This is a genomic window from Streptomyces sp. NPDC037389 (genome assembly GCF_040636475.1).
In the GTDB taxonomy this organism is placed as follows: Bacteria; Actinomycetota; Actinomycetes; order Streptomycetales; family Streptomycetaceae; genus Streptomyces; species Streptomyces hesseae.
Genome location: NZ_JBEZUS010000007.1, coordinates 271,859 through 296,940 on the forward strand (window position 1 = coordinate 271,859; position 25,082 = coordinate 296,940).

The following is a 25,082-nucleotide window of genomic DNA, read 5'->3' on the forward strand; positions in this document are numbered from 1 at the left end:
CCTGGCCCCCGACAATGGATCGCATGGAGCTCGAACAGGCACTGCACACGGCGCGCGCGCTCGTCCTCGCCGATCTGGTGGCGGGCGACGTGGCCGACGCCGACGTCGTCTCGCTGGTCGAGGACGCGGTCACGCACCGGCGGTGGTGGGTCGAGCAGTGGCCCGAGGGCATGGCGTTCCTGCCCGGCCTGGTGGCCCAGGACGTCCAGGACGCCCTGCTGGAACGGCACGGCCGCTGGCCCCTGTGCCCGGTCTGCACGGACACGGGCGACCCGCACGCCCTGGAGGTGGAGCCCGAGCTCGGCCCCGACCCGCACTGGGCCTGCGCCAAGCAGGCCGTGCTGATCGCGCCCGTGGGCTCCCTGGCGACGGCCCTCGGACACTGACCGGGTGACCTTCCGGTGACCCTCTACATCGACCCCCCGAACTGGCCGGGCCACGGCCGTATGTGGTCCCACCTGGTCAGCGACGTCTCCTTCGACGAACTCCACGCCTTCGCCGCCCGCCTGGGCCTGCCCGGCCAGGCGTTCGACGGGGATCACTACGACGTGCTGTCGACGGCGTACGGGGACGCCGTGCGGCTGGGCGCGGTGGAGGTGAGCAGCCGCGAGGTGGTGCGGTTGTTGCGTGTCTCGGGGCTGCGGCGCCCGAAGCGGTAGGGGCCGTTCGGCACCGCCGGACCACGCGGTGGGGGTTGCCCGCCGTCGCGGCGGGGGTGATGCCCCGCCGCAGCGGCAATCAGCCGCGACGCACGAGCCCGGCGGTGCCGGACTCGGCGGCAGCACCCGCCCCACCTGCCACGACCCGCGACTTCCCGTGGTGCAGCCGCGAGGCCACGGCCGTCGTCCCCAACGCCAGCACCGCCAGCACCGCTCCCAGCCCCGCCACCGCCGGATAGCCCCATCCCGCCGAGATGACGAGCCCGCCCAGCCAAGGCCCGACCGTGTTGCCGATGTTGAACGCGGACGTCGTCGTCGCCCCCGCGAGCGTCGGCGCGGCGTTCGCGACGTTGAACATCCGCGCGTTGAGCGCGGGCGCCGTGACGAACGCCGCGACGCCGAGCAGCAGCGCCAGCGCCACGGCCGCGACCGCCAGGTGGGCGGTCAGCGCCAGCAGGGCCATCACGGCGGCGGACGCCGCGATCCCGCCGTACATCGTGCCGAACAGGTGTGCGTCGGCGATCCGCCCGCCGACGGCCGTGCCGATGAGCGCCCCGACGCCGAAGAGGGCGAGCACGGTCGGTACCCAGGACTCCTTCAGCCCGGCGGTCTCCGTGAGCAGCGGGGCGAGGTAGGAGAAGAGGGAGAAGACGGCGGCGGCGTTGAGCGCGGTGGCGATCAGCGCGAGCCAGACCTGCCGGTCGCGGTAGATGGCCAACTCCGCGCGCAACCGCGGTGCGTCCGCCCCACCCGCGCCGCCCGCCCGCGCGGTCCCCGGCACGAGCGCCAGGACCCCGGCGAGGCCGAGCACCGACATCCCGGCCACCGCCCAGAACGCCGCGCGCCAGCCCGCGTGCTGCCCCAGCAGCGCGCCGGCGGGCACGCCGACGATGTTGGCGATGGACAGGCCGCCCACCATCACCGCCATGGCCCGGGCCCGGGCGTCCGCCGGCACCAGCGACACGGCCACCGCCGCGCCGACCGCCCAGAACCCGGCGCAGGCCAGCGCGCTCACCACCCGGGACGCGAACAGCACCTCGTACGAGGGCGAGAGCGCCCCCGCCACCTGGCCGAGGCCGAAGACGGCGAGCAGCGCCACCAGCGTCGTCCGGCGGGGCAGCCGCAGCGTCGCCGCCGCGAGCACGGGCGCGCCGACGACCATGCCGATGGCGAACGCGGACACCAGCAGCCCGGCGCGCGGGATGGAGACGTCCATGTCACGGGCGATGGGCTGGAGCAGCCCGGAGAGCATGAACTCGGACGTTCCGAGGGCGAATACGGACAGGCCGAGGACGTACACGGCGGCGGGCATGGACGTACGGGGACGCTGGGGAGCGGAGTTCGGCGGCATACCCATGGCCAGCATGATCATCGTCGGAGGTATTCCCTCCAGTCACACCAGCCCCTTACGTCCCCCCTATACGTCTCAACTGGTGAGCAGTTCCAGCTCGGCGGTGAGGTTGCGGTGCGCCAGCAGTTCCCAGCGGTCGTGGCCCAGCGGGGTGCGGAACAGCCGGGGCAGCGCCAGCAGCTGGCGCAGCACGCCGGCACGGCCCTCGCGGAAGAGGTCGTCGGGCACGAAGCCGTACTCGTCGCGGACGGCCGCCGCGTAGCGCGCGTACTCCTGCGGGGTGCCGCCGAGGACGGCGAGGTCGGCGTCGCAGAGCGTCTCGCCGTCGCGGTCGCCGGGGGCGGGATCGTGGCTGACGGTGAGCCGTACGAGGCGGACGACCTCGGCGGTACGGGCGTGGTCCACGCCCAGCTCGGGCAGGGCACGCTCGGCGAGGTGGGCGGAGCGCTCCTCGTTCTCGGAGCGGTCGGGGCGGTAGACGGCGTCGTGGAACCAGGCGGCGAGCCGGACGGTCTCGATGTCGTCGGCGTGGGGGGCGAGCGAGTCGAGGTGGCCGAGGACGGCGGCGAGGTGGTCGACCGTGTGGTAGCGACGCTGCGGCTCCTCCCAGCGTGCCAGGAGGTCGTCGGCGTACGGGGCGGGGTCCGGGCCGGGGGCGGCGCGGACCCGCTCGACGGTCTCCCGCCAGCGGGCGCTCAGGGCCTCGTGGGGGTTCGTGGCTGCCATGAGTCGATTATGTGCCCCGTAAGAGGGGCGAAAACGGGGACGGCTACATACGCGGGCCGCGCGTGTGGCACGCTTGAGTACATGTCTAGACCAATTCTTGAGGTGATCGCGCTCGGCGCCGAGGACGCGGCGGCCGCACAGGCCGGGGGTGCGGACCGGCTCGAACTGGTCAGCGACATGGCCGCCGACGGCCTCACCCCCGCCCGGGAGACCTTCGCCGCCGTACGGGCCGCCGTCGACATTCCCGTACGGGTGATGCTGCGTGCCGCGGACGGCTTCGCGGCGGGCGGCGCGGCGGCGCTCGACGCGCTGTGCGGCACGGCGCGGGCGCTGCGGGCGGAGGGGGCGGAGGAGTTCGTCCTCGGCTTCCTGACCGACGACGGCCGGGCCGACCTCCCGGCGGTGGCGGCCCTCGCCGACGCGCTCGGGCCCCGGGCCCGCTGGACCTTCCACCGCGCGATCGACCGCGCGGCGGACCGCGACGCCCTCCGCAAACAGCTCGCCGACCAGCCCGGACTCGACACCTACCTCACCGCCGGCTCCGCCTCCGGAGTCGACGACGGCATCGCCACGCTCCTCGCGGAGGCGACGCGCTCCGACGAACCCGGCTACGAGCCGCAGATCATGGTCGGCGGGGGCCTGAAGCTCAAGCACGTACCGGTGCTGCGGTCGGCGGGCATCACCGCCTTCCACATCGGCGGCGCGGCGCGCCCTTCCGGCTGGGACGCCCCGGCCTCGGCGGACGCGGTCCGCGCGTGGCGCGCGGCGCTGGACGGCTGACGTCGCGGGGGGGCAAGCCCCCGGCCCCCGGCGGGGCGAGGGGCTTCGCCCCCGCCCGGGGCCGGGAAGGCCCGTAGCCCGGGGCTCCGGGGCGTAGCCCCGGGAAACGGGAAGGGGCCGGGACAGGGGCACCTCCCCCGCCGCAGCGGCGCCAAGCCACGACGTGCCGGCCCGGCGGTGCCGAACCCTCCGCACCCGCCGGCGCCGCACCCCGCAAGGCACCCGCAAGCTCAGCGCAGCGCCCCCGGCAGGGGCTCCGCGTGCACCACCGTCAGTCCCGAGACCGCCCGCGTCAGCGCCACGTACAGCCGCCGCAGCCCCGTCCGCTCGTCCGGCTCGCCGGCCACCACCGCCGCGGGCTCGTCGAGGACCACGTAGTCGTACTCCAGGCCCTTCGCCAGGGACGCCGGTACGAGCGTCAGCCGTGCCGTCTCCGTCGTCTCCTCGCCCGGGGCGAGGTACGGCAACCCCGCACCGGCCAGCGCCTCCCCCAGCACCCCGACCCGCGCGTCCGCCGCGATCAGGCCGACGGACCCCTCCCGCTCCAGCGCCTCGCGGCACGCGGCGACCACCGCCTCGTCCAGCACACCAGCGGCGCCCACACCCCGTACCGAGAAGTCGCCCGGCGACTCCCGCATGGACGTCGCCGCCGCCAGCCCCGGCGCGATCGCGGGCAGCAGCCGCGACGCGTACGCGATGACCTCGCGCGGCACGCGGAAGCCCTGCGTCAGCTCCTCCACCGCCGCCTCCGGCTTGCCCAGGTGGGCCAGCGCCTCCGCCCAGCTCGCCGTCGCCCACGGCGTCGTGCCCTGCGCGATGTCGCCGAGGATCGTCGCCGAACCGGTCGTACAGCGGCGGCCCACCGCGCGGTACTGCATGGGTGAGAGGTCCTGCGCCTCGTCCAGGACGACATGGCCCAGCGACGGGGTGCGCGAGACGAGGTCCATCGCCTCGTCGACCAGCACCGCGTCCGCCGCCGACCACTTCGCCGACCGCGCCGACCGCGCGGGCTTCGTCCAGAGGACCTCGCGCTGCTCGTCCTCCGTCAGCACCCCGGCCGCGTGCTCCGCCAGGAACTCCGCGTCGGACAGCAGCCGCAGCACCAGCTTCGCCGGGTCGACGGCCGGCCACGCGGCCTTGACCGCCGCCTTCACGGCCGTGTTGCGCGCGACCGCGTCCTGCACCCGGTCGTCGGGGGCCTCGCCGGCCTCCTCCATCCGTACGAGCACGGCGTGCGCGATGCGCTGCGGCAGCGCCTCGCGCGCGGCGCCGTAGCGGATGTCGCGGTCGAGCAGCTCCCGCACCATCTCCTCGATCTCGTACGCCGGGACCCGCCAGCGCCGCGACCCGCGCACCACGACCACCGGCTCCACCGGCATCGTCACCCCCGCCCGCACCGCGCGCCGCAGCACCTCGGCCATCCGGGCGTCGCCCTTGATCCGCGCCGCGTCGGCGGGGTCCGCGCCCCGCACCTCCACATGCCCGACGAGGTCGTCGACGGTCGCCTGTGCGACGTTCAACTCACCCAGAGCGGGGAGCACTTGCTCGATGTAGCGAAGGAAGGACCGGTTGGGCCCGATGACGAGCGTGCCGGTGCGGGCGAGGCGCTCGCGGTGGGCGTAGAGCAGATAAGCGACACGGTGCAGCCCGACGGCCGTCTTCCCCGTCCCCGGCGCCCCCTGGACGCACACCGTGCCGCCGATGCCGGCGCGGACGATCTCGTCCTGCTCGGGCTGGATGGTCGCGACGATGTCCCGCATGGGGCCGACGCGCGGCCGTTCGATCTCGGTCTGGAGCAGCCGGCTCGCCTGCTCGCCGCCCGCCGCGTCCGTGAGGTCCTCGTCCTCGTAGGCGGTCAACTCGCCGCCGGTGTAACCGAACCGGCGGCGCGTCCCGACGTCCATCGGGTCCTTCTTCGAGGCCCGGTAGAACGGCTGGGAGACCGGCGCGCGCCAGTCGATCACCATGGGGTCGCCGTCGGCGTCGTGGACGTGCCGCCGCCCGATGTAGAAGCGCTCCCCCTCGGCCCCCTCCGCCTTGTCCGCCGCAGGCGCGCGGAGACAGTCCAGCCGACCGAAGAAGAGCGGGGTGTGCGCGAGATCGGCGAGGGCGGCGATACGGTCGTCGATCTGCCGCTGGAGGACGGCGGCGTTGACCCAGTTGGCGGTGACATCCTTGATGTCGAGCGCCTCCACGTCGGCCCGCATCGCCCGCAACGCGGTGCGGGACGAGGCGAGATGGGCGCGCTCCCGCTCCAGGGGATCGTTCGCGTTCATGGTGTGCGCGGGCACGGCGGAGCCTCCAGACGTACGGCGGACGAGCGGGAGCCGCCGGTTTCCGTCCGGACGGCGGCGCTCCCGGGAACGTCGTCGCGAGGCGACGCGGGAGGCGGCGGGAAGGGTGGATTGTAGTCAGTCGTCCCGAGGGCGCGCGAATGATTTTTCCGCGCGCCCCTGGGAAGGCTCAGGGGCGCCGTCCATCTCCGGTAGGGCACCCCATGGGCCTGGGGTAGTACGCCCCACCCGCGCGTTTACACCGGCAGGCCGACGCCCGAGGGCATTCCGGAAACCATCATGGAAGACATGACCACCACTTCCGTCACCCCGGACACCGCCCCCTCGTTCACCTTCGCGGCGGCCCTCCGCGCGATCAAGGCCTTCGCGGGCGCGGCCGTCAGCGTCGTCGTCCTGGGCGAATACGCCGACAAGCGCCAGGCGTAAGGCTCAGGCGTCCTCCCCCGCCAGCAGCGAATCCGCGTCCACGATCCGGTACGCATATCCCTGCTCCGCCAGGAACCGCTGGCGGTGCGCCGCGAAGTCCTGGTCGACCGTGTCACGGGCGACCACCGAGTAGAAGCGCGCCTCGTGCCCGTCGGCCTTGGGGCGCAGCACCCGGCCCAGTCGCTGGGCCTCCTCCTGCCGGGAGCCGAAGGTGCCCGACACCTGGATGGCGACCGTCGCCTCCGGCAGGTCGATCGAGAAGTTGGCGACCTTGGAGACGACCAGTACCGAGATCTCGCCCGCCCGGAAGGCGTCGAAGAGCTTCTCGCGCTGGGCGTTGGACGTCTCACCCTTGATCACGGGCGCGTCCAGGTGCTCGCCCAGCTCGTCCAGCTGGTCGATGTACTGGCCGATGACCAGCGTCTGCTCCCCCTTGTGCTTGCGCACCAGGGCCTCCGTGACCTTCCGCTTGGTGGCGGTCGTCGCGCAGTACCGGTACTTCTCCTCCACCTCGGCCGTCGCGTACGCCAGCCGCTCGGAGTCGGTGAGGTTGACGCGCACCTCGACACAGTCCGCCGGGGCGATATAGCCCTGCGCCTCGATCTCCTTCCAGGGCGCGTCGAAACGCTTGGGGCCGATGAGGGAGAAGACGTCGGACTCCCGCCCGTCCTCGCGCACCAGCGTCGCGGTCAGCCCGAGCCGCCGCCGGGCCTGGAGGTCGGCGGTGAACTTGAAGACGGGCGCCGGCAGCAGATGCACCTCGTCGTAGACGACCAGGCCCCAGTCGCGGGAGTCGAAGAGCTCCAGATGCGGGTAGACGCCCTTCCGCCTGGTCGTCAGCACCTGGTAGGTGGCGATGGTGACCGGGCGGATCTCCTTCCGCGTACCGCTGTACTCGCCGATCTCGTCCTCGGTCAGCGAGGTCCGCTTCACCAGCTCGTGCTTCCACTGACGCGCGGAGACGGTGTTGGTGACCAGGATCAGCGTCGTCGCCTTCGCCATGGCCATCGCGCCCGCGCCCACGAGCGTCTTGCCGGCACCACAGGGCAGCACGACCACACCCGAGCCGCCGTGCCAGAACCCCTCCACGGCCTGCCGCTGGTACGGGCGCAGCGCCCAGCCGTCCTCGGCGAGCTCGATCGGGTGCGCCTCGCCGTCGACGTATCCGGCGAGGTCCTCGGCGGGCCAGCCCAGCTTGAGCAGCGTCTGCTTGATCTGCCCGCGCTCGGAGGGGTGCACGGCGACGGTGTCCGGGTCGATCCGGGCCCCCACCAGCGGCTGGATCTTCTTCGAGCGGAGGATCTCCTCCAGCACGGGCCGGTCGGTGCTCTCCAGCACCAGGCCGTGGGTGGGGTGCTTGAGCAGCTTCAGCCGCCCGTAGCGGGCCATGGTCTCGGCGATGTCGACGAGCAGGGCGTGCGGCACGGGATAGCGGGAGTACGAGACGAGCGCGTCGACGACCTGCTCGGCGTCATGCCCGGCGGCCCGCGCGTTCCACAGCCCCAGCGGGGTCACCCGGTAGGTGTGGATGTGCTCGGGCGCGCGCTCCAGCTCCGCGAAGGCGGCGATGGCGCGCCGGCACTCGTCGGCCCGCTCGTGGTCCACCTCCAGCAGCAGGGTCTTGTCGCTCTGGACGATCAGGGGTCCGCTCACGCCTCGGCCTTCCATTTCGCGCACGGGGAGAAGCTTCCAGTGTCCCCCATCCGGGGCGGTACGGGCGTGGGCGCCCGGAATCGGGGGCGGAAACGCCACCGGGGCGGCACCCCCCGTGAGGAGGGTGCCGCCCCGGTGAACCGCAGGACGGTCGATCAACCTGTCAGGTCGATCAGAAGTCCATGTCACCGCCCGGCATGCCGCCCGGAGCGGCCGCGGCGGCCTTCTCCGGCTTGTCGGCGATGACGGCCTCGGTGGTCAGGAACAGCGCGGCGATGGACGCGGCGTTCTGAAGGGCGGAGCGGGTGACCTTCGCCGGGTCGATGATGCCCTCGGCGATCATGTCGACGTACTCGCCCGTGGCGGCGTTGAGGCCGTGGCCCGGGGTCAGGTTGCGCACCTTCTCCACGATGACGCCACCCTCGAGGCCGGCGTTCACGGAGATCTGCTTCAGCGGGGCCTCCAGGGCCAGCTTCACAGCGGCGGCACCGGTGGCCTCGTCGCCCTCGAGCTCGAGCTTCTCGAAGACCGAGGAAGCCTGGAGCAGGGCCACGCCACCACCGGCGACGATGCCCTCCTCGACGGCGGCCTTGGCGTTGCGGACGGCGTCCTCGATGCGGTGCTTGCGCTCCTTGAGCTCCACCTCGGTGGCGGCACCGGCCTTGATGACGGCCACGCCGCCGGCCAGCTTCGCCAGGCGCTCCTGGAGCTTCTCGCGGTCGTAGTCCGAGTCGCTGTTCTCGATCTCGGCGCGGATCTGGTTGACGCGGCCCTGGACCTGCTCGCTGTCACCGGCACCGTCGACGATCGTCGTCTCGTCCTTGGTGATGACGACCTTGCGGGCGCGGCCGAGCAGGTCGAGACCGGCGTTCTCCAGCTTGAGGCCGACCTCCTCGGAGATGACCGTGCCACCGGTGAGGATGGCGATGTCGCCCAGCATGGCCTTGCGGCGGTCGCCGAAGCCCGGGGCCTTGACGGCGACGGACTTGAAGGTGCCGCGGATCTTGTTGACGACCAGGGTCGACAGGGCCTCGCCCTCGACGTCCTCGGCGATGATCAGCAGCGGCTTGCCGGACTGCATGACCTTCTCGAGGAGCGGCAGCAGGTCCTTGACCGAGCTGACCTTCGAGTTGACGATCAGGATGTACGGGTCCTCGAGAGAGGCCTCCATACGCTCCATGTCGGTGGCGAAGTACGCCGAGATGTAGCCCTTGTCGAAGCGCATACCCTCGGTGAGCTCCAGCTCCAGACCGAAGGTCTGGGACTCCTCGACGGTGATGACGCCTTCCTTGCCGACCTTGTCCATGGCCTCGGCGATGAGCTCGCCGATCTGGGTGTCGGCGGCGGAGATGGAGGCGGTGGAGGCGATCTGCTCCTTGGTCTCCACGTCCTTGGCCTGCTCGAGCAGGGCGGCGGAGACGGCCTCGACGGCCTTCTCGATACCGCGCTTCAGGGCCATCGGGTTGGCACCGGCGGCCACGTTGCGCAGACCCTCGCGGACCAGCGCCTGGGCGAGGACGGTCGCGGTCGTCGTGCCGTCACCGGCGACGTCGTCCGTCTTCTTCGCGACCTCCTTGACCAGCTCGGCGCCGATCTTCTCGTACGGGTCCTCGAGCTCGATCTCCTTGGCGATGGACACACCATCGTTGGTGATCGTGGGGGCGCCCCACTTCTTCTCGAGGACGACGTTCCGGCCCTTGGGGCCGAGGGTGACCTTGACGGCGTCGGCGAGCTGGTTCATCCCGCGCTCGAGACCGCGCCGTGCCTCCTCGTCGAACGCGATGATCTTGGCCATGTGAAGTGGTCCTCCCAGGACGGGGTGGAGAGACTGCTCCGGACCGCGCTGGCGCCCGCGACGGACGGCCTGCGTGCCCTGCGGTTCCTTGCCCCGCTTGGCCCGTAGACCTCACCGACGGTCCAAATCTGTCACTCTCACTCGGAGAGTGCTAAGCCCAATGATTAGCACTCGACCCCTGCGAGTGCAAGCGCCTCACACCAACCTGCCCCGCGCCGGGGGAACCCACACATGGACGTGGCACGGGACGCACGAGGGGCCCGCGTCATGGAAGACGCGAGCCCCTCGGCGAGCTGAGTGAGCCGGTGGTCGATGCGCGCCGGTCAGGCGGTCACCTTGACCATGTCCGCCTGCGGCCCCTTCTGGCCCTGCGAGATCTCGAACTCGACCCGCTGCCCCTCCTCGAGGGTGCGGTAGCCGTCCATCTGGATCGCGCTGTAGTGGACGAAAACATCCGCACCACCGTCGACCGCGATGAAGCCGTACCCCTTCTCCGCGTTGAACCACTTGACGGTGCCCTGAGCCATGCCTAACTCCCCTATTACTGGCCCTTGCGCAGGACCGCACCTCGCGGACCCGGGTCAGACCTCACCCCCAGACAGGATGGGGGTGTGCGCCGGAACGCGTCGACCGCCGCTGAATGTATCTGCACGGATGCCGTCTGCAACAGGTCAGTCGGACGAGAATTCCGGGCGCGGCCGATCGGTTATTACCACCGATTTCGCCAGCTTCTTGGGCAAGTCGGACCGGGCATAACGCAACCAACCCGGCAATTCGTGCACATGTCGTGGGCACAATTTGACGGGTTCTCATATGCGTTCGGCAGTGACACCGGAGGGGGAACGCCCCAACTGTATCGCGCTTCAACAGACGGAATCACCCCGTCCGTTTTACGGGCGGGGTGATTCCGGTGAATTCCGCAGGAACGCTTCGAAAGGGTCGGGCCAAGGGTCCGGCGGCCCGGACCCCGGCACGGCCCCGGGCCGCCCAAGGGCCGTGCCGGGGCCGGGCCGCCCTCGGTCAGCCGCCGGCGACCGCGGGAATGATCGACACTCCGGCGCCATCCGGAGTGGCCGCCTCCAGTCCGCCCTCGAACCGTACGTCGTCGTCATTGACGTACACATTGACGAAACGGCGCAGCTTTCCGCTCTCGTCGAGAACGCGCGCGGCGATTCCGGGGTGGTTCTTCTCCAGTGAGGCGATCACTTCACCGAGAGTGGCTCCCTCGGCGGGGACTTCCGCCTTACCGGCGGTGTAGGTGCGAAGGATGGTGGGGATTCGGACATTGACGCTCATGGGGTCACCTTTGATTGAAAGGCTGGTTTAAGAGACCGGGGAAAGGGAAACGGCGACGTGCGTTTAAAGCCCCGCCGCCCGGAAAGCGTCGAGCGAAGGCGGAATCGTCGCCGTCGGCCCCGCCGCCACCGCGTCCAGCGTCTTGAGGCCGTCGCCCGTGTTGAGCACGACGGTGGTCAGGGACGGGTCCAGCCGCCCGTCCTCCAGCAGCTTCCGGGTCACCCCGACCGTCACCCCGCCCGCCGTCTCCGCGAAGATCCCCTCCGTACGGGCCAGCAGCCGGATCGCCTCGACGATCCGCTCGTCGTCCACGTCCTCCACGGCCCCGCCCGTGCGCCGGGCGATGTCGAGCACGTACGGCCCGTCGGCGGGGTTGCCGATCGCCAGGGACTTCGCGATGGTGTCCGGCTTCACCGGCCGCACCACCTCGTGCCCGTCCTTGAAGGCGCGCGAGACCGGCGCGCACCCCTCGGCCTGGGCGCCGAAGATCCGGTACGGGCGGTCCTCGACCAGCCCCAGCGCGATGAGCTCCTTCAGCCCCTTGTCGATCTTCGTCAGCTGCGATCCCGAGGCCACCGGCACCACGATCTGGTCCGGCAGCCGCCATCCCAGCTGCTCGCAGATCTCGTACGCGAGGGTCTTGGAGCCCTCCCCGTAGTAGGGCCGCAGATTGACGTTGACGAAACCCCAGCCCTCGCCGAGCGGGTCGCCGATGAGTTCGCTGCAGAAGCGGTTCACGTCGTCGTACGTGCCCTCGATGCCCACCAGCTCGCCGCCGTAGACCGCCGCCATCACGACCTTGCCGGCCTCCAGGTCGTGCGGGATGAAGACACAGGACCGCAGGCCCGCGCGCGCCGCCGCGGCGCCCACCGCCCCCGCCAGGTTCCCCGTCGAGGAGCACGAGAGGGTGGTGAAACCGAAGGCGCGCGCCGCCTCGACGGCGATGGCGACGACGCGATCCTTGAAGGAGTGCGTGGGGTTGCCGGAGTCGTCCTTGACGTACAGCCCGCCGGTGACGCCCAGCTCGCGGGCGAGGTTGTCGGCCTTGACGAGCTTGGTGAAGCCGGGGTTGAGGTTCGGCCGGTCCGCGACGTCGGCGGGTACGGGCAGCAGGGGGGCGTAGCGCCAGATGTTCGCGGGACCGGCCTCGATACGGCGGCGCAGCGACTCGGGGTCGCCGACGGGGAGCTCGTACGCCACCTCAAGGGGACCGAAGCAGCCCACGCAGGCGAAGGAGGGGCCGAGCGGGAAGCGCTCGCCGCACTCGCGGCAGGAGAGCGCCACAGCGGGACCGAAGGAGGCGGAAGCGGGTACGGAGGTACGACTTTCAACGGCTTCGACAGCCATGGAGGCGAGGCCCTTTCTCCTCATCTTCCTCGCGGCGAACGTCGCCACGAGACGGAATTGGCACCTTCCCCGCCGGGAGCCTCGCCGTGTGAACGGTGAGACCGGCTGGAGGGTTGCCGGGGCTTCAACGGGCCGTATCCCTCTGCCCCTCTGGATGAGCGGTATGGCGCTGGGCGGACCCAGGCGTTTGTGCGCGCGACGACCCCCGACATAGGACGGCCGTCCGCGTTGTTCAAGACTGTAACGGAAGGGATGGTCGCTTGAGAGGGCCGTCCGAACCGCGAGATGCGTCACAACGACAGGAGTTATGCGCGTGCTGGAAGAGGTGGAACGCTGGCTCGCCCGGCGGTCCTGGTCCGCCGCCGACCGTCCGCTCGACCAGCTGCTGGCCGCAAAGGCGGACACGGGCACCACGGTCAGCGTGGTGCTGCCGGCGCTGAACGAGGAGGCGACCGTCGGCGAGATCGTGGCGACGATCCGCCGCGAGCTGATGTCGGAGTCCGTCCCCCTGGTGGACGAGCTGGTGGTGCTGGACTCCGGTTCCACGGACCGCACCGCCGAGGTCGCCGCGGCGGCCGGCGCGCGCGTCGTGCACCGGGACGGGATCCTGCCGCGGCTGCCCGCGCTGCCCGGCAAGGGCGAGGTGCTGTGGCGGTCCCTGCTGGTGACGACGGGCGACGTCGTCTGCTTCGTCGACGCCGACCTTAAAGACTTCTCCAGCGCCTTCGTCTCGGGGATCGTCGGCCCGCTGCTGACCGATCCCGAGGTGCGGTTCGTCAAAGCGATGTACGACCGCCCGCTGGGCGAGGTCGCGGGGCAGGGCGGCCGGGTCACCGAGCTGGTGGCGCGCCCGCTGCTGAATCTCCACTGGCCGCAGCTCGCGGGCTTCGTCCAGCCGCTGGGCGGCGAGTACGCGGCCCGCCGCTCACTGCTGGAGCGGCTGCCGTTCCCCGTGGGCTACGGCGTGGAGCTGGGCCTGCTCGTGGACTCGCTGCACACGGTGGGCCTGGACGCGCTGGCGCAGGTCGACGTGGGCGTGCGCAAGCACCGCCACCAGGACGGCCGGGCGCTGGGCCGGATGGCCGCGACGATCTACCGCACGGCGCAGCTGCGGCTGGCCCGGGGCCATCTGGTGCGCCCGGAGCTCACCCAGTTCGAGCGCACGGCGGAGGGGTTCGTGCCGCAGACGTACGCGGTGGACACGGAGGAGCGGCCACCGATGGCGGAGATACCGGAGTACGCCCGGCGACGCGCGGCGTAGCGCGCGAAAAGGCGCACGAAGAAGCGCACAGGGAAGCTCCCGGGGAAGGGAACGGGACGTTCCCGTGTGCCACCCGACGGGCCGTGCGTACGTTTGAGCGGTTCCCCGGGCGGCAAGGCTGGCGACATGGTCGCTGAGCATCCCCCGTCCGCCCCGGAAGCCACTGCCCCGGTAACCGCCGCGCCCATCGTCGTGGCGTCCAACCGGGGGCCCGTCTCGTACGCGCTTCGCGAGGACGGCTCGCTGGCGGCGGGGCGGGGCGGCGGCGGGCTGGTGTCCGGGCTGAGCGAGATCGGGCGGGACCCCCGGGGCGCGGCGGCGGTGTGGGTGTGCGCGGCGCTGGGCGAGGGCGACCGGCTGGCGGCGGGGAGCGCGGGCCGAAGACTCGACCCGGCCGACACGGGCGGGCTGCGGGTGCGGATGCTGGACATCCCGGCCGCGACGTTCTCCGCCGCGTACAACGGCGTGGCCAATTCCGTGCTGTGGTTCGCCCACCACATGCTCTGGCAGACCCCGGTCGAGCCGGTGTTCGACAAGGAGTTCCGGGGCCAGTGGGCGGCCTACGAGGCGTACAACACCGCCTTCGCGGACGCGATCGCCGAGGAGGCGGCGGAGGGCGCCGTCGTGCTCGTCCAGGACTACCACCTCACCCTCGTCCCCGGGCTGCTCCGGACCCGCCGCCCCGACCTGCGCATCGGCCACTTCTCCCACACCCCGTGGGCCCCGCCGGACTACTACCGGCTGCTGCCGGACGACATCGCCGAGCAGGTGCTGCGCGGCGTCCTCGGCGGCGACCGGGCGGCCTTCCTGACCCACCGCTGGGCGGAGGCGTTCGCCGCGTGCTGCGCGGACGTCCTGAAGGCCGAGGTCATCCGGGAGGAGGACGGGACGGCGGCGGCGGTCCGCTTCGCGGGCCGTACGACGCGGCTCGGCGTCCACGCGCTCGGCGCGGACGCGGACTTCCTGCGCGAGCGCGCGCACCGGCCCGACGTGGAGGAGCGGCTGGCGGCCCTGCGGGAGCAGGTCGGCCCGGGGCGCCGGACGATCCTGCGGGTCGACCGCACAGAGCTGTCCAAGAACATCGTGCGCGGCCTCCACGCCTACCGCCGGCTGCTGGAGGACCGGCCGCACTGGCGGGGCAAGGTGGTGCACATCGCCTTCGCCTACCCCTCCCGGCAGGACCTGAAGGTCTACCGCGACTACACCGCCGAGGTGGAGCGCGTCGCGGAATCGATCAACGCCGCCTTCGGCACGGCGGAGTGGCAGCCGGTGATCCTCCATGTGAAGGACGACTTCGCCCGTTCCCTGGCCGCCTACCGGATGGCGGACGTGGCGCTGGTCAACCCGATCCGCGACGGCATGAACCTGGTGGCCAAGGAGGTCCCGGCCGTCTCCGACCACGGCTGCGTCCTCGTGCTGTCCCGCGAGGCGGGGGCGGCGGCGGAGCTGGCCGAGGAGGCGATCGTCGTCAATCCGTACGACGTCGAGGCGACGGCGCGCGCCCTGCACCTGGCCCTGCTGATGGACCCGGGGGAGCGGGCGGAGCGGGCGAAGCGGTTGGCGGCGGCGGCGACGCGGTTGCCGCCGGCGCGGTGGTTCACGGAGCAGTTGGCGGCGCTCCAGGGCGGGTAGCCGGCTGTCGGTCCACCGCGGGCCGGTGGGGGCTTGTCGCGCCCACGCGGCGGTAGCCGCATATCGACACTGCCCCGCGCCCCTGCGGGGCGCCGGAGTACGCGGCGCGTTCTGCGACCCTGTCCGTACGGGCCAACGCCTCCACCGCCCGGCACCTCTCCCCCGGCGGGCGGGTAGCCATGGCCCATGCCGAACGCTCAGCGCTGGGCCGCTCTCGTGGCGGCCGCCACCACGCTCATAGCCGTCACCGCCACCGGCTGTTCCTCGGACTCCGACAGCGGCAAGGACGCCGGCTCCAAGGCGGCGAAGGCCGGTCCGTCGGGCACCCCGTCCTCGCCCTCATCCTCATCCTCATCCCCGTCCTCGTCCGGAGGGGGCGCCGTCGCGGTCCCGGCCGGACCGGGTCCCCAAGGCTCGTACACCGTCCAGAACCAGCCCCCGCCCGGTACGTGCTCCTACCGCTACACCGCCGCCAAGGAGCCACTGCCCGACCCCAAGTGCACCCCGGGCGCCACCAATCCCAAGGTCACCCAGGCGACCCTCAAGACCACCATCTGCCGCAGCGGCTACACGTCCGACATCCGTCCCGGCACGAACATCACCAGCCGGGAGAAGACCGCGAACGCGGCCTCGTACGGCTACAAGGGGTCGATGAAGGACGCCGAGTACGACCACCTCATCAGCCTCCAGCTCGGCGGCGACCCCAACGACCCGCGCAATCTGTGGGTCCAGCCGCCCTCTCCCGGCCACAAGGCGGGAGCCGGGCCGAACAATCCGAAGGACGTCGTCGAGAGCAAGCTCAAGGCGGCGATCTGCTCGGGGAAGACCGAGCTGGTGAAGGCCCAGCAGGCGATCGCGAAGGACTGGACGACCGCGCTGTCCGCCCTGGGTCTCACGAACGAGAAGCCGGCGGCCAAGGACCCCAAGGCGGAAGACGGCGAGTAAAGGCGAATAGAAAGGAAATCAGCCGAGCCGCTCGGCCAACCCGGCCAGCAACTCCACCACTCCCACCGGCCCGTCCACCACAAGGTCCGCCCGCTCGGCGAGCACGGCGACCTCGGCGCTGCCGCTGCACACCAGGGTGCCCGGCACCCCTTCGGTGCGCAGCTTCTCGACCGCCGCGAAGGCGGCGAGATCGCCGAGGTCGTCACCGGCGTAGAGGACGGCGGAGGCGCCGGCCTCGCGGACGTACTCGGCGAGGGCCACGCCCTTGTCCATGCCCGGCGGGCGCAGCTCCAGCACCAGCCGGCCGGGTTCGACGATCAGGTCGTGGCGCTCGGCGAGCGCGGCGAGCGGCGCGCGCAGGGCGTCGTAGGCGGCCTGGGGGTCTGCGGCGCGGCGGGTGTGGACGGCGATGGCGCGTCCTTTGTCCTCGACCCAGGTGCCCTGCCAGGCACCCGACCGGTCCAGTACGCCGGGGAGTTCCGCCTGCACGGCGGCGACACCGGGATGGGGGGCGGGGGCGTGGACGGTGCCGGTGACGGCGTCCCAGCGCTCGGCGCCGTAGTGGCCGAGCACCACCAGGTGCTCCAGCCCGGGGACCCCGGCGAAGCCGCCGTAGCGCACGGCGACCCCGGCCGCGCGGCCGGTCACCACGGCCACCGACCCCAAGCGCGGGGCGAGCCGGGCGAGGGCGGGCACGGCGCCGGGGTGGGCGCGGGCCCGCTCGGGGTCGGGCACGATCGGCGCGAGGGTGCCGTCGAAGTCGAGGGCGACGACCGCGCGTTCGGGCCGCGCCAGCAGTGCGGCCAGGCCGTCACGGCCGGCCTCGGTCACGGGTTCCGGGAGGGGGTGGCTGCCCATACGGGCGACCCTACCGGGACGCCCGCCACGGGGACGGGCAGTTGTACGACGTATTACGACGTATACCGTCCGCTCAGCGGCGCTCGCGCCGCTCGTCCCGCAGCCGCCGCAGCCGGTTGACCGTGACGGGGTCGTGGGCGAGGGCGCGCGGGTCGTCGAGGAGGGCGTTGAGCAGCTGGTAGTAGCGGGTGGGCGTGATGCCGAGGCGCTCGCGCACGGCCCGCTCCTTGGCGCCCGGCCCCGGCCAGGACATCCGCTCCAGGGCGAGCACGGCGAGGTCACGCTCGGACAGCCCGCCCTGGTCGTCGCTCATGTCGTCCAACCTAGTCGTCGAACCTGGTCGTCGAACCTGACGGCCCGCCTCAACGGCCCGCGAGCTCCGCGGCCTCCGCCTCGCGCTGGATCTCGCCGAGCACGGCGGCCGGGTCGCCGCCCTTCTGCACGACCGAGCCGATCTTCTCCTTGATCGTGGCGCTGACCTTGGCCCAGGACGTCTTGTCGGCGGGGTAGAAGTCGGCGTTCTGGAGCTGGGAGAGGAACGGCCAGAGGGTCTCGTAGCGGCGGTCGCCCTGCATCGCCGCGGAGGCGGACTCCGTCACGGGCAGCAGCTCGTACTGGCCGACGAAGCTCAGCACGTTGTCCTTGCTGAAGATGAAGTCGAGCAGGGTGCCCAGCTGGTCGCGGTGGCCGCTCTGCTTGAAGGCCATCATCCAGTCGGCGACGCCCATGGTGGAGCTCGCCTTGCCCTTGACACCGGGCAGCGGGGCGGTCTGGAAGTCGATCTTCCCGGCCTTGGCCTGCTGCATCAGGGTCGGGTGGCCGTGGAGCATGCCGACGTCGCCCTTGCAGAACGCGTCGAAGACGTCCTGGCGGTTGGTGCGGGCCGGGTCGGTCGGGCCGGTGAGGCCCTTGCCGACGAGCTCGTCGCGCAGCCAGGCGAAGGCCTTGACGTTGGCCTCGGAGCTGATCGTGTAGGCACCGGTGTTGTCGGTGTAGCCACCGCCGCCGCCCAGCATCCACAGCATGGTCTCGGCGGGCGCCTCCTCGGGGCCCAGCGGCACGCCGAAAGGTATCTTCACGCCCGCGGCCTTGAGCTTGACCGCCGCGGCCTGGACCTCGTCCCAGCTCTCGGGCGCCTTCGCGATGCCCGCCTTGAGGAACAGGGTCTTGTTGTAGAAGAGCATGCGGGTGCTGGAGACGAACGGCAGGCCGTACTGCACCCGGTGGACCTCGCCCGCCTTGGTGAGCGAGGCGATGAAGTCCGCCTGGGTGGGCACGGAGATCATCTGGTCGGCGCTGTAGAGCTTCCCGGCCGCGGCGAAGTCGGCGTACGCGCCGATCTGCGCGATGTCGGGGGCCTTGCCGGCCGCGACCATGTCGGCGACCTTCTTGTCGACCTCGGTCCAGCTGTAGACCTCGACGTCGAGCTTGATGCCCTTGTTCTTGGACTCGAAGTCCTTGGCGAGCTGCTCCCAGTACTTCTTGGAGCTGTTGGCCGGTTTGTCGCCATAGTCCGCCGCGACAAGCTTCAGCTTCTTGTCGCCGCCGGGGCCGGAGCTCCCGCACGCCGTCAGCGTCGGCGCCAACGCCGCAGTCGCGGCACCCGCCGCCGTCATGCCCAAGAACCGCCGCCGCTGCACTACTGCTACCCACCTTGTGGTTCGTGTTCACCGTGTGGAGACCGTGGAATCTCCCCCCTGGGATTCGCGAGTCCCGTGGAGACCGTGAGTTTCTCCCGCGCGCAACCATACGGTCTACGGCTCCGGGGTTTCGCCTCGGTATCGCCGTACCGCTCTTCCCCCAGGTCACGGGGGCTGCTATGCACGGGGACGACGCTCGACCTGCTGTACGCATCCCGCGCATCCCGCAAGGAGCAAGCACATGAAGCCGTCCCCGCCCCCGTCCCTCACCCACCGCGAACTCGTCACCCAGCCGGAGAGCTGGCGCCGCGCGGCCCGCGCAGCGACACGCGCGACGGGCCTCCCCGCCCCGGGCGAACGCGTGGCGGTGACCGGCTGCGGCACGTCGTGGTTCATGGCCCAGGCGTACGCGGCGCTGCGCGAGGCGGCCGGGCAGGGCGAGACGGACGCGTTCGCCGCGTCCGAGTTCCCTCGGGGCCGCGCGTACGACCGCGTCGTGGCGATCACCCGCTCCGGTACGACGACGGAGGTGCTGCGCCTGCTGGAGGAAACCGCGAACACGCCCGCGCTGGCGCTCACCGCGGACCCCAGGACGCCCGTCATGGACGCCGCGACCGACACGGCCGTCCTGGACTGGGCGGACGAGGAATCCGTCGTCCAGACCCGCTTCGCGACGACGGCCCTCGCCTTCCTCCGCGCGAGCCTTTCGCCGTCCGGCGCGGCGGCGATGGCGGAGGCGGCGGACGAGGCGGAACGGACCCTGTCGGCCCCCTTGCCGCCCTCCCTCCCGGCAGCGGAACAGTGGACGTTCCTGGGCCGGGGCTGGGCGTACGGCCTGGCCCAGGAGGCCGCGCTGAAGATGCGGGAGGCGGCGGGGGCGTGGACGGAGGCGTACCCGGCGATGGAGTACCGGCACGGGCCGGTGGCCATCGCCGGGCCGGGGCGGGTGGTGTGGTCCTTCGGACCACTGCCGGACGGGCTGGCGGCCGACGTGGCCGCGACGGGGGCGACGCTGGTCGCGGACGGGGGCGACCCGATGGCGGATCTGGTGCGTGCGCAGCGGCTCGCGGTGGCGGTGGCGGAGTCCAGGGGGCTGGACCCCGACGCGCCGCGCCACCTCACGCGGAGCGTGGTCCTTTCCGGCTGACCGCCGGTGGGGGGCGGGGGCGGGGTGGGGTGGGGTGGGGTGGGGTGCCCGCTCTTCAACGCGCGCCCCCTACCCCCAACCCTTGCCCCCTGCCCGGGCAATCCGTGCCGGGTAATCGGGCGGGAGGGTGGGCGAAACCCGCGCCGAAGGCGCGGAAAACCACCGGCGGTGAGCCGGAACGTCGGCGGAACCCCGCGCCGGAGGCGCCGACGCGCACGGCGAGTGGACTAGACCTTTCGTACCCGCAAGGGCGAAACTACAGACGTGAAACACGTCATCGCCCTGGACGTAGGCGGCACCGCCATCAAGGCCGCGCTGGTCGCCCCGGACCACACCCTGCTGTACGAGACCCGCAGGCCGACCGAGCGCGCCAAGGGCCCCGAAGCCGTCGTGGCCGGCATCCTCGCCCTCGCCGCCGACCTCCGCGAGCACGGCCGCCGCGCGTACGGGGAGCCGGCCGCCGCGGCCGGCATCGCCGTACCCGGCATCGTGGACACCGCCACCGGCACCGCCGTCTACGCCGCCAACCTCGGCTGGCGCGACCTCCCCCTCCGCGACCGCCTCGGCGACCACCTGGCCGGCACCCCCGTCGCCCTCGGCCACGACGTCCGCGCCGGCGGCCTCGCCGAGGGCCGCGTCGGCGCGGGCCGGGGCGCCGACCGCTTCCTCTTCGTACCGCTGGGCACCGGCATCGCCGGAGCGATAGGCATCGACGGCCGCATCGAGGCGGGCGCCCACGGCTACGCGGGCGAGATCGGCCACATCGCCGTACGCCGCGGCGCCGAACCCGACGCCCTCGACTGCGGCTGCGGCGGCCGCGGCTGCCTGGAGACGATCGCCTCCGCGTCGGCGGTCAGCCGCGCCTGGGCGGAGGCGAGCGGCGACCCCGCCGCCGACGCCGCCGGCTGCGCCAAGGCCGTGGCGTCCGGCGACCCGCGCGCCGGGAAGGTGTGGCGGCACGCGGTGGACGCCCTCGCCGACGGCCTGGTGACGGCCCTGACCCTGCTCGACCCGCGCGTGCTGATCATCGGCGGCGGCCTGGCCGAGGCGGGGGACACCCTCTTCACCCCCCTGCGCGCGGCGGTGGCCGAGCGCGTCACCTTCCAGAAGCTCCCCCGGATCGTCCCCGCGGCCCTCGGCGACACCGCGGGCTGCCTGGGCGCGGGCCTGCTCGCCTGGGACCTTCTCGCAACGCATGAAACGCATGACACGGAAACCATGGAGGTATCCGCCTGATGATCGAACGAACGGTTCTCACCGGCGCCCGCGTAGTGCTGCCGACCGGGGTGGCGGAGGGGGGCCGCGTAACGATCGAGGGCGACCGCATCGCGGCGGACCGGCCCCAGGAAGCCGGAGGCATCGACCTGGCCGGCCACTGGATCGTCCCCGGCTTCGTGGACATCCACGTCCACGGCGGCGGCGGCGCGTCCTTCTCGTCGGGCGACGCCGAAGAGGCGCTCACCGCGATCCGCACCCACCGCGCCCACGGCACCACCACGATGGTCGCCTCGACGGTCACGGGCGACCTGGACGACCTGGCCCGGCAGGCGGCGACCCTCGCCGAGCTGACCGAGCAGGGCGACCTGGCGGGCATCCACTTCGAGGGCCCGTTCATCTCCCCGCACCGCTGCGGCGCGCACCAGCCGGAGCTCCTCCGCGACCCGGACCCGGCGGACGTCCGCAAGCTTGTCGACGCGGCGCGCGGCGCGGCGCGGATGATGACGCTGGCGCCGGAGCTGGAGGGCGGCCTGGAATCGGTCCGCCTTCTGGCCGAGCACGGCGTCATCGCGGCCGTGGGCCACACGGACTCGACGTACGAGGCGACCCTGGAGGCCATCGACGCGGGCGCGACGGTCGCCACGCACCTGTTCAACGCGATGCCGTCGCTGCTGCACCGCGCGCCCGGCCCGATCGCGGCACTGCTGGAGGACGAGCGGGTCACGGTCGAACTGATCGACGACGGCACCCACCTCCACCCCGCCGCCCTCCAGCTGGCCTTCAACCAGGCCGGCGCCGACCGGGTCGCGTTCATCACGGACGCGATGGGCGCGGCGGGCATGAGCGACGGGATGTACCCGCTGGGCCCGATGAGCGTCGAGGTCAAGGACGGCGTGGCGCGGATCGCGGACGGCCCGACGGCCGGCTCGATCGCGGGCTCGACGCTCACGCTCGACACGGCGTTCAAGCGCGCGGTGACGGTCGACCGGCTGCCGGTCGAGGACGCGGTACGGGCCCTGTCGACGACCCCGGCGCGGCTGCTGGGCCTGTCGGACCGGATCGGCACGATCGAAGCGGGCAAGGACGCGGACCTGGTCGTCCTGAACGGGACGTTCGACCTCGTCGGCGTGATGCGCAAGGGTGAATGGCTGGTTAAGCCGGAAGTGCGGTAATTCTCCTCCCACTTCGTCGAGGGCGGCGGGTCCAGGGTCTGGGCCTGCCGCCCTCGCTTTGGCATGATCGCTGGCGCCACCACTACCGCCCCGGTCGGGGAGAGAGGCGCCGATGATCCTCACGGTCACGCTCAACGCCGCGCTCGATCTGACCTACCGTGTCCCCCGGTTGCTCCCGCAGACCTCGCACCGCGTCCGGCACTCGGCCGAACGGCCGGGCGGCAAGGGCGTGAACGTCGCGCGGGTGCTGGCCGCGCTGGGCCACGAGACGGTGGTCACCGGCTTCGCGGGCGGCGCCACGGGCGACACCCTGCGCGGGCTCCTCGCGGAGTCCGCGGGCCCGCTGACCGACGCGCTGGTGCCCATCACCGGCGCGACGCGCCGCACGGTGGCCGTCGTGGACGACTCGACCGGCGACGCGACGCAGCTCAACGAGGCGGGCCCGGACGTCACTCCGGCCGAGTGGGCCGCCTTCGACGACCGTTACGGCCACCTCCTGCGCGACGCTAAGGCCGTCGCCCTGTGCGGCAGCCTGCCACCCGGCGTCCCCGTCGGCGCCTACGCGCACCTCATCCGGCAGGCCCGCGCCCGGCACGTGCCCGTCCTCCTCGACACCAGCGGCGAGCCCCTGCGGCGCGGCATCGCCGCCCGCCCGGACGTCGTCAAGCCCAACGCCGCCGAACTGGCCGCGCTGACGGGCTCCACGGACCCCCTCCCCGCGGCCCTGGACGCCCGCCGCCGCGGCGCCCACGCCGTCGCGGCGTCCCTGGGCCCCGACGGGATGCTCGCCATCACCCCCGACGGCACCTGGCGCGCCACCCCGCCGACGCCGCTGCGGGGCAACCCCACGGGCGCGGGCGACTCGGCCGTCGCGGGCCTCCTCTCGGGCCTGACGGAGGGTCTGCCCTGGCCGGACCGTCTGATACGCGCGGTGGCCCTGTCGGCGGCGACGGTCCGGGCACCGGGGGCGGGCGAGTTCGACGCGGGCGCGTACGAGGAGTTGAGGGCGGGCGTACGGGTCGAAGCGCTGTGAGCCGCCGGTCCCCGAAGTCCGGGGCGGAGCCCCGGTTACGGCCACAGAAGGGCGAAGGAGCGTCATGCCACTGACCCGCACCGCCGACCTCATGACCGCAGGCGGAGCCGTGATGGCTTTCAACGTCATCACCGTCGAACACGCCGAAGCGATCGCGCTCGGCGCGGAAGCGGCCGGCGTCCCCGCCGTCCTCCAGATCTCCGAGAACGCCGTGAGGTTCCACGGCGGGAACCTGGCCCCCATCGCCGCCGCGACGGCAGCCGTGGCCCGCGCGTCGACAGCGCGCCTCGCCCTCCACCTGGACCACGTCGAAACCGTGGACCTCCTCCACGCCGCGCACGCCCACGATTTCAGCTCGGCCATGTTTGACGCGTCGAAGCTGCCCTACGGCGACAACGTGAAGGCCACGTCCTCCGCCGCCCGCTGGGCGCACGAACGCGGCCTCTGGCTGGAGGCGGAGCTCGGCCGCATCGGCGGCAAGGCGGGCGACGCCCACACCCCTGGCGTCCGCACCGACCCGGCCGAGGCGGCCGCCTACGTGGCCGACACGGGCGTGGACGCCCTGGCCGTGGCAGTAGGCAGCACCCACGCCATGACCGAACGCACAGCCACCCTCGACCACACCCTCATCGCGACCCTGGCCACCACCGTCCCGGTCCCGCTCGTCCTCCACGGCTCCTCGGGCGTTCCGGACGCGGAAATCCGCCGTGCCATCGCTGCCGGCATGAAGAAAATCAACGTCGGAACGGCCCTGAACACGGCCTACACGGGCGCGGTACGAGCCTTCCTGGAGGCCCGTCCGTCAGCGGTCGATCCCCGGGCATACCTCGCCCCCGCTCGCGAGGCGATGGCGGGGGCGGTGGCGGGGTTCCTGGGGGTCGTCAGCTGATCCAGACCTGGTCGAGGTGGGACTCGCACTGGTCGCCCGGCTCGCAGGAGAACTTGAGGACGTTGGTGCCCTTGTTGAGCGACACCTGGACCCAGCTGGTGAACCAGCCGTTCTCCCAGTCACCCGGCTTGGCGCCGTAGTTCTTCATCTTGATGGAGCTGAAGGTCTTATTGCCGTTCGCCCACGTGGTGAGGGTGGCGTCCTTGCCGGGCACGCCGTAGCGCAGGTTCAGCCGGTAGTCCCCGGCCTTCTCGACGTCCACGGTCCATTCGACGGCCGCGCCCGGCTGGTTCATGCCGGTGATGTAGATGCCCCCGTCGGCCTGGGCGCCCTTCACGGTCTTCTCCGTGGTGGCACCGCCGCTCAGCCGGAGGTTCGACGCGTCACGCTTCGTCTGGGCGTTGACCGAAGGATTCTTCGGCCCCTCGTCCTTGTCCTTCTTTTTCTTCGCGTCGCCGCCCTTGGCCGCGTCGCCGCCTCCAGGCTTCTCCTCGCCGCCGGCGGACGTCTGCTTGTCGTCGGACGAGCTGTTCGTGAGCATCGCCACGCCGATGCCGCCCGCGACCACGAGCACGACCGCTATCGCGGCTATGAGCAGCCCCCGCCGCCTCGGCCGCGGCGCCGCCGGAGCCGCGCCGTGCCCGCCCCGTACGGGCGCCTGGCCCTGCGTGGGCGCACCGCCCAGCGTCTCCGGAGCCGCGTAGTGCGGGTTCGGTCCGGCCGGGCGCGGCGCGGTCGAGCCGACGCCCTGGGCGCCGCCGTATGTGCGCGAGCCCACAGGCCGTACCTGGTTGTAGGACGTGCGGGGAACACCCGGCTGATAGGCAGCGGTCTGCTGCTGACCGCCCTCGGTGGACCCGCCGCCCTCCGAGCGGTACAGGTAGCCGAACGGGTCGTCGTTCTCCGGCGCGCCGGACGCGCCGGAACCGGTGCCCGTGCCGTTGTTACCGGCCGTCATCC

General features: G+C 72.5%; 24 protein-coding genes and 1 riboswitch. Of the genes, 12 read left to right on the forward strand and 12 right to left on the reverse strand.

The features are described from left to right. Nucleotides 1-14 precede the first annotated feature (14 nt). Nucleotides 15-386, forward strand: coding sequence for a hypothetical protein (locus tag AB0E98_RS17925; protein ID WP_311616316.1), 372 nt, complete (start codon nucleotides 15-17; stop codon nucleotides 384-386). 15 nt (nucleotides 387-401) lie between these two features. Continuing rightward, nucleotides 402-659: a DUF4031 domain-containing protein gene (locus AB0E98_RS17930; RefSeq protein WP_361703283.1), complete on the forward strand. Its 258-nt coding sequence runs from the start codon at nucleotides 402-404 to the stop codon at nucleotides 657-659. Nucleotides 660-738: 79 nt separating this feature from the next. Here AB0E98_RS17930 and AB0E98_RS17935 read toward each other — a convergent pair whose 3' ends face one another. Then, nucleotides 739-1,971 carry a Cmx/CmrA family chloramphenicol efflux MFS transporter gene (locus AB0E98_RS17935; RefSeq protein ID WP_361703644.1) on the reverse strand — a complete coding sequence of 411 codons (1,233 nt, stop codon included), beginning with the start codon at nucleotides 1,969-1,971 and terminating at the stop codon, nucleotides 739-741. 114 nt (nucleotides 1,972-2,085) lie between these two features. Continuing rightward, nucleotides 2,086-2,736 (reverse strand): hypothetical protein, encoded by a 651-nt coding sequence (locus AB0E98_RS17940; protein ID WP_361703286.1) that lies wholly within the window; start codon nucleotides 2,734-2,736, stop codon nucleotides 2,086-2,088. Nucleotides 2,737-2,817: 81 nt separating this feature from the next. Between AB0E98_RS17940 and AB0E98_RS17945 the strand changes: the two genes are divergently transcribed. After that, nucleotides 2,818-3,516 carry a copper homeostasis protein CutC gene (locus tag AB0E98_RS17945; protein ID WP_361703289.1) on the forward strand — a complete coding sequence of 233 codons (699 nt, stop codon included), beginning with the start codon at nucleotides 2,818-2,820 and terminating at the stop codon, nucleotides 3,514-3,516. Between the two features lie 230 nt (nucleotides 3,517-3,746). On the opposite strand, the gene AB0E98_RS17950 is transcribed toward AB0E98_RS17945, so the two are convergent. After that, nucleotides 3,747-5,792, reverse strand: coding sequence for an ATP-binding domain-containing protein (locus tag AB0E98_RS17950; RefSeq protein WP_361703646.1), 2,046 nt, complete (start codon nucleotides 5,790-5,792; stop codon nucleotides 3,747-3,749). Nucleotides 5,793-6,098: 306 nt separating this feature from the next. On the opposite strand from AB0E98_RS17950, the gene AB0E98_RS17955 reads away from it, so the two are divergent. Beyond that, nucleotides 6,099-6,236, forward strand: coding sequence for a hypothetical protein (locus AB0E98_RS17955; RefSeq protein ID WP_361703291.1), 138 nt, complete (start codon nucleotides 6,099-6,101; stop codon nucleotides 6,234-6,236). Nucleotides 6,237-6,239: 3 nt separating this feature from the next. Here the strand turns inward: AB0E98_RS17955 and AB0E98_RS17960 are convergent, their stop codons facing one another. From AB0E98_RS17960 to thrC, 5 genes are all read right to left on the reverse strand, one after another. Further along, nucleotides 6,240-7,889, reverse strand: a complete 1,650-nt coding sequence (locus AB0E98_RS17960; RefSeq protein WP_361703294.1) for a DNA repair helicase XPB — start codon at nucleotides 7,887-7,889, stop codon at nucleotides 6,240-6,242. Nucleotides 7,890-8,061: 172 nt separating this feature from the next. Then, a complete protein-coding gene (groL, locus tag AB0E98_RS17965) occupies nucleotides 8,062-9,684 on the reverse strand; it encodes a chaperonin GroEL (RefSeq protein ID WP_189453299.1) in 1,623 nt (540 codons plus the stop codon). 323 nt (nucleotides 9,685-10,007) lie between these two features. Then, nucleotides 10,008-10,211 carry a cold-shock protein gene (locus tag AB0E98_RS17970; RefSeq protein ID WP_004954158.1) on the reverse strand — a complete coding sequence of 68 codons (204 nt, stop codon included), beginning with the start codon at nucleotides 10,209-10,211 and terminating at the stop codon, nucleotides 10,008-10,010. A gap of 493 nt (nucleotides 10,212-10,704) precedes the next feature. Beyond that, nucleotides 10,705-10,980, reverse strand: coding sequence for a MoaD/ThiS family protein (locus AB0E98_RS17975; RefSeq protein ID WP_361703298.1), 276 nt, complete (start codon nucleotides 10,978-10,980; stop codon nucleotides 10,705-10,707). A 63-nt stretch (nucleotides 10,981-11,043) separates the two neighbouring features. Then, nucleotides 11,044-12,327: a threonine synthase gene (thrC, locus tag AB0E98_RS17980; protein WP_361703300.1), complete on the reverse strand. Its 1,284-nt coding sequence runs from the start codon at nucleotides 12,325-12,327 to the stop codon at nucleotides 11,044-11,046. 17 nt (nucleotides 12,328-12,344) lie between these two features. Then, nucleotides 12,345-12,488: riboswitch (SAM riboswitch) on the reverse strand. 152 nt (nucleotides 12,489-12,640) lie between these two features. Here thrC and AB0E98_RS17985 point away from each other — a divergent pair. From AB0E98_RS17985 to AB0E98_RS17995, 3 genes are all read left to right on the forward strand, one after another. Then, nucleotides 12,641-13,588, forward strand: a complete 948-nt coding sequence (locus AB0E98_RS17985) for a glucosyl-3-phosphoglycerate synthase (RefSeq protein WP_361703302.1) — start codon at nucleotides 12,641-12,643, stop codon at nucleotides 13,586-13,588. Nucleotides 13,589-13,714: 126 nt separating this feature from the next. Further along, nucleotides 13,715-15,220, forward strand: a complete 1,506-nt coding sequence (locus AB0E98_RS17990; RefSeq protein ID WP_361703304.1) for a trehalose-6-phosphate synthase — start codon at nucleotides 13,715-13,717, stop codon at nucleotides 15,218-15,220. Nucleotides 15,221-15,406: 186 nt separating this feature from the next. Beyond that, nucleotides 15,407-16,165 carry a hypothetical protein gene (locus AB0E98_RS17995; RefSeq protein ID WP_361703307.1) on the forward strand — a complete coding sequence of 253 codons (759 nt, stop codon included), beginning with the start codon at nucleotides 15,407-15,409 and terminating at the stop codon, nucleotides 16,163-16,165. An 18-nt stretch (nucleotides 16,166-16,183) separates the two neighbouring features. Here AB0E98_RS17995 and otsB read toward each other — a convergent pair whose 3' ends face one another. The 3 genes from otsB to AB0E98_RS18010 form a co-directional block, all read right to left on the reverse strand. Further along, entirely contained in the window at nucleotides 16,184-17,023 is an 840-nt protein-coding gene (gene otsB, locus AB0E98_RS18000) for a trehalose-phosphatase (RefSeq protein WP_361703308.1), read from the reverse strand. Between the two features lie 73 nt (nucleotides 17,024-17,096). Beyond that, nucleotides 17,097-17,336, reverse strand: coding sequence for a DUF3263 domain-containing protein (locus AB0E98_RS18005; RefSeq protein ID WP_311616289.1), 240 nt, complete (start codon nucleotides 17,334-17,336; stop codon nucleotides 17,097-17,099). Nucleotides 17,337-17,385: 49 nt separating this feature from the next. Then, complete coding sequence (locus tag AB0E98_RS18010; RefSeq protein WP_361703311.1) at nucleotides 17,386-18,639, reverse strand: extracellular solute-binding protein; 1,254 nt, start codon at nucleotides 18,637-18,639, stop codon at nucleotides 17,386-17,388. Between the two features lie 265 nt (nucleotides 18,640-18,904). Between AB0E98_RS18010 and AB0E98_RS18015 the strand changes: the two genes are divergently transcribed. From AB0E98_RS18015 to AB0E98_RS18035, 5 genes are all read left to right on the forward strand, one after another. Next, nucleotides 18,905-19,810, forward strand: coding sequence for a sugar isomerase (locus tag AB0E98_RS18015; protein WP_361703313.1), 906 nt, complete (start codon nucleotides 18,905-18,907; stop codon nucleotides 19,808-19,810). Nucleotides 19,811-20,074: 264 nt separating this feature from the next. After that, a complete protein-coding gene (locus AB0E98_RS18020) occupies nucleotides 20,075-21,046 on the forward strand; it encodes an ROK family protein (RefSeq protein ID WP_361703315.1) in 972 nt (323 codons plus the stop codon). Further along, nucleotides 21,046-22,200 (forward strand): N-acetylglucosamine-6-phosphate deacetylase, encoded by a 1,155-nt coding sequence (gene nagA, locus AB0E98_RS18025; RefSeq protein WP_361703318.1) that lies wholly within the window; start codon nucleotides 21,046-21,048, stop codon nucleotides 22,198-22,200. The genes AB0E98_RS18020 and nagA overlap by 1 nt, the downstream gene beginning before the upstream one ends. 112 nt (nucleotides 22,201-22,312) lie before the next feature. Further along, entirely contained in the window at nucleotides 22,313-23,233 is a 921-nt protein-coding gene (locus AB0E98_RS18030; protein WP_361703321.1) for a 1-phosphofructokinase family hexose kinase, read from the forward strand. A gap of 64 nt (nucleotides 23,234-23,297) precedes the next feature. Then, complete coding sequence (locus AB0E98_RS18035; protein ID WP_361703323.1) at nucleotides 23,298-24,122, forward strand: class II fructose-bisphosphate aldolase; 825 nt, start codon at nucleotides 23,298-23,300, stop codon at nucleotides 24,120-24,122. Here AB0E98_RS18035 and AB0E98_RS18040 read toward each other — a convergent pair. Then, nucleotides 24,115-25,080, reverse strand: coding sequence for a carbohydrate-binding protein (locus AB0E98_RS18040; RefSeq protein WP_361703326.1), 966 nt, complete (start codon nucleotides 25,078-25,080; stop codon nucleotides 24,115-24,117). The genes AB0E98_RS18035 and AB0E98_RS18040 overlap by 8 nt on opposite strands. Nucleotides 25,081-25,082: the final 2 nt, after the last annotated feature.

Excerpts from the sequence above, each read along its gene's own strand:
- AB0E98_RS17925 (WP_311616316.1), top strand. The coding sequence starts at position 15 with ATGGATCGCATGGAGCTCGAACAGGCACTGCACACGGCGCGCGCGCTC.
- AB0E98_RS17935 (WP_361703644.1), bottom strand. The coding sequence starts at position 1,971 with ATGCCCGCCGCCGTGTACGTCCTCGGCCTGTCCGTATTCGCCCTCGGA.
- AB0E98_RS17940 (WP_361703286.1), bottom strand. The coding sequence starts at position 2,736 with ATGGCAGCCACGAACCCCCACGAGGCCCTGAGCGCCCGCTGGCGGGAG.
- AB0E98_RS17945 (WP_361703289.1), top strand. The coding sequence starts at position 2,818 with ATGTCTAGACCAATTCTTGAGGTGATCGCGCTCGGCGCCGAGGACGCG.
- AB0E98_RS17950 (WP_361703646.1), bottom strand. The coding sequence starts at position 5,792 with ATGAACGCGAACGATCCCCTGGAGCGGGAGCGCGCCCATCTCGCCTCG.
- AB0E98_RS17955 (WP_361703291.1), top strand. The coding sequence starts at position 6,099 with ATGACCACCACTTCCGTCACCCCGGACACCGCCCCCTCGTTCACCTTC.
- groL (WP_189453299.1), bottom strand. The coding sequence starts at position 9,684 with ATGGCCAAGATCATCGCGTTCGACGAGGAGGCACGGCGCGGTCTCGAG.
- AB0E98_RS17970 (WP_004954158.1), bottom strand. The coding sequence starts at position 10,211 with ATGGCTCAGGGCACCGTCAAGTGGTTCAACGCGGAGAAGGGGTACGGC.
- AB0E98_RS17975 (WP_361703298.1), bottom strand. The coding sequence starts at position 10,980 with ATGAGCGTCAATGTCCGAATCCCCACCATCCTTCGCACCTACACCGCC.
- thrC (WP_361703300.1), bottom strand. The coding sequence starts at position 12,327 with ATGGCTGTCGAAGCCGTTGAAAGTCGTACCTCCGTACCCGCTTCCGCC.
- AB0E98_RS17990 (WP_361703304.1), top strand. The coding sequence starts at position 13,715 with ATGGTCGCTGAGCATCCCCCGTCCGCCCCGGAAGCCACTGCCCCGGTA.
- AB0E98_RS17995 (WP_361703307.1), top strand. The coding sequence starts at position 15,407 with ATGCCGAACGCTCAGCGCTGGGCCGCTCTCGTGGCGGCCGCCACCACG.
- otsB (WP_361703308.1), bottom strand. The coding sequence starts at position 17,023 with ATGGGCAGCCACCCCCTCCCGGAACCCGTGACCGAGGCCGGCCGTGAC.
- AB0E98_RS18005 (WP_311616289.1), bottom strand. The coding sequence starts at position 17,336 with ATGAGCGACGACCAGGGCGGGCTGTCCGAGCGTGACCTCGCCGTGCTC.
- AB0E98_RS18010 (WP_361703311.1), bottom strand. The coding sequence starts at position 18,639 with ATGACGGCGGCGGGTGCCGCGACTGCGGCGTTGGCGCCGACGCTGACG.
- AB0E98_RS18015 (WP_361703313.1), top strand. The coding sequence starts at position 18,905 with ATGAAGCCGTCCCCGCCCCCGTCCCTCACCCACCGCGAACTCGTCACC.
- nagA (WP_361703318.1), top strand. The coding sequence starts at position 21,046 with ATGATCGAACGAACGGTTCTCACCGGCGCCCGCGTAGTGCTGCCGACC.
- AB0E98_RS18030 (WP_361703321.1), top strand. The coding sequence starts at position 22,313 with ATGATCCTCACGGTCACGCTCAACGCCGCGCTCGATCTGACCTACCGT.
- AB0E98_RS18035 (WP_361703323.1), top strand. The coding sequence starts at position 23,298 with ATGCCACTGACCCGCACCGCCGACCTCATGACCGCAGGCGGAGCCGTG.
- AB0E98_RS18040 (WP_361703326.1), bottom strand. The coding sequence starts at position 25,080 with ATGACGGCCGGTAACAACGGCACGGGCACCGGTTCCGGCGCGTCCGGC.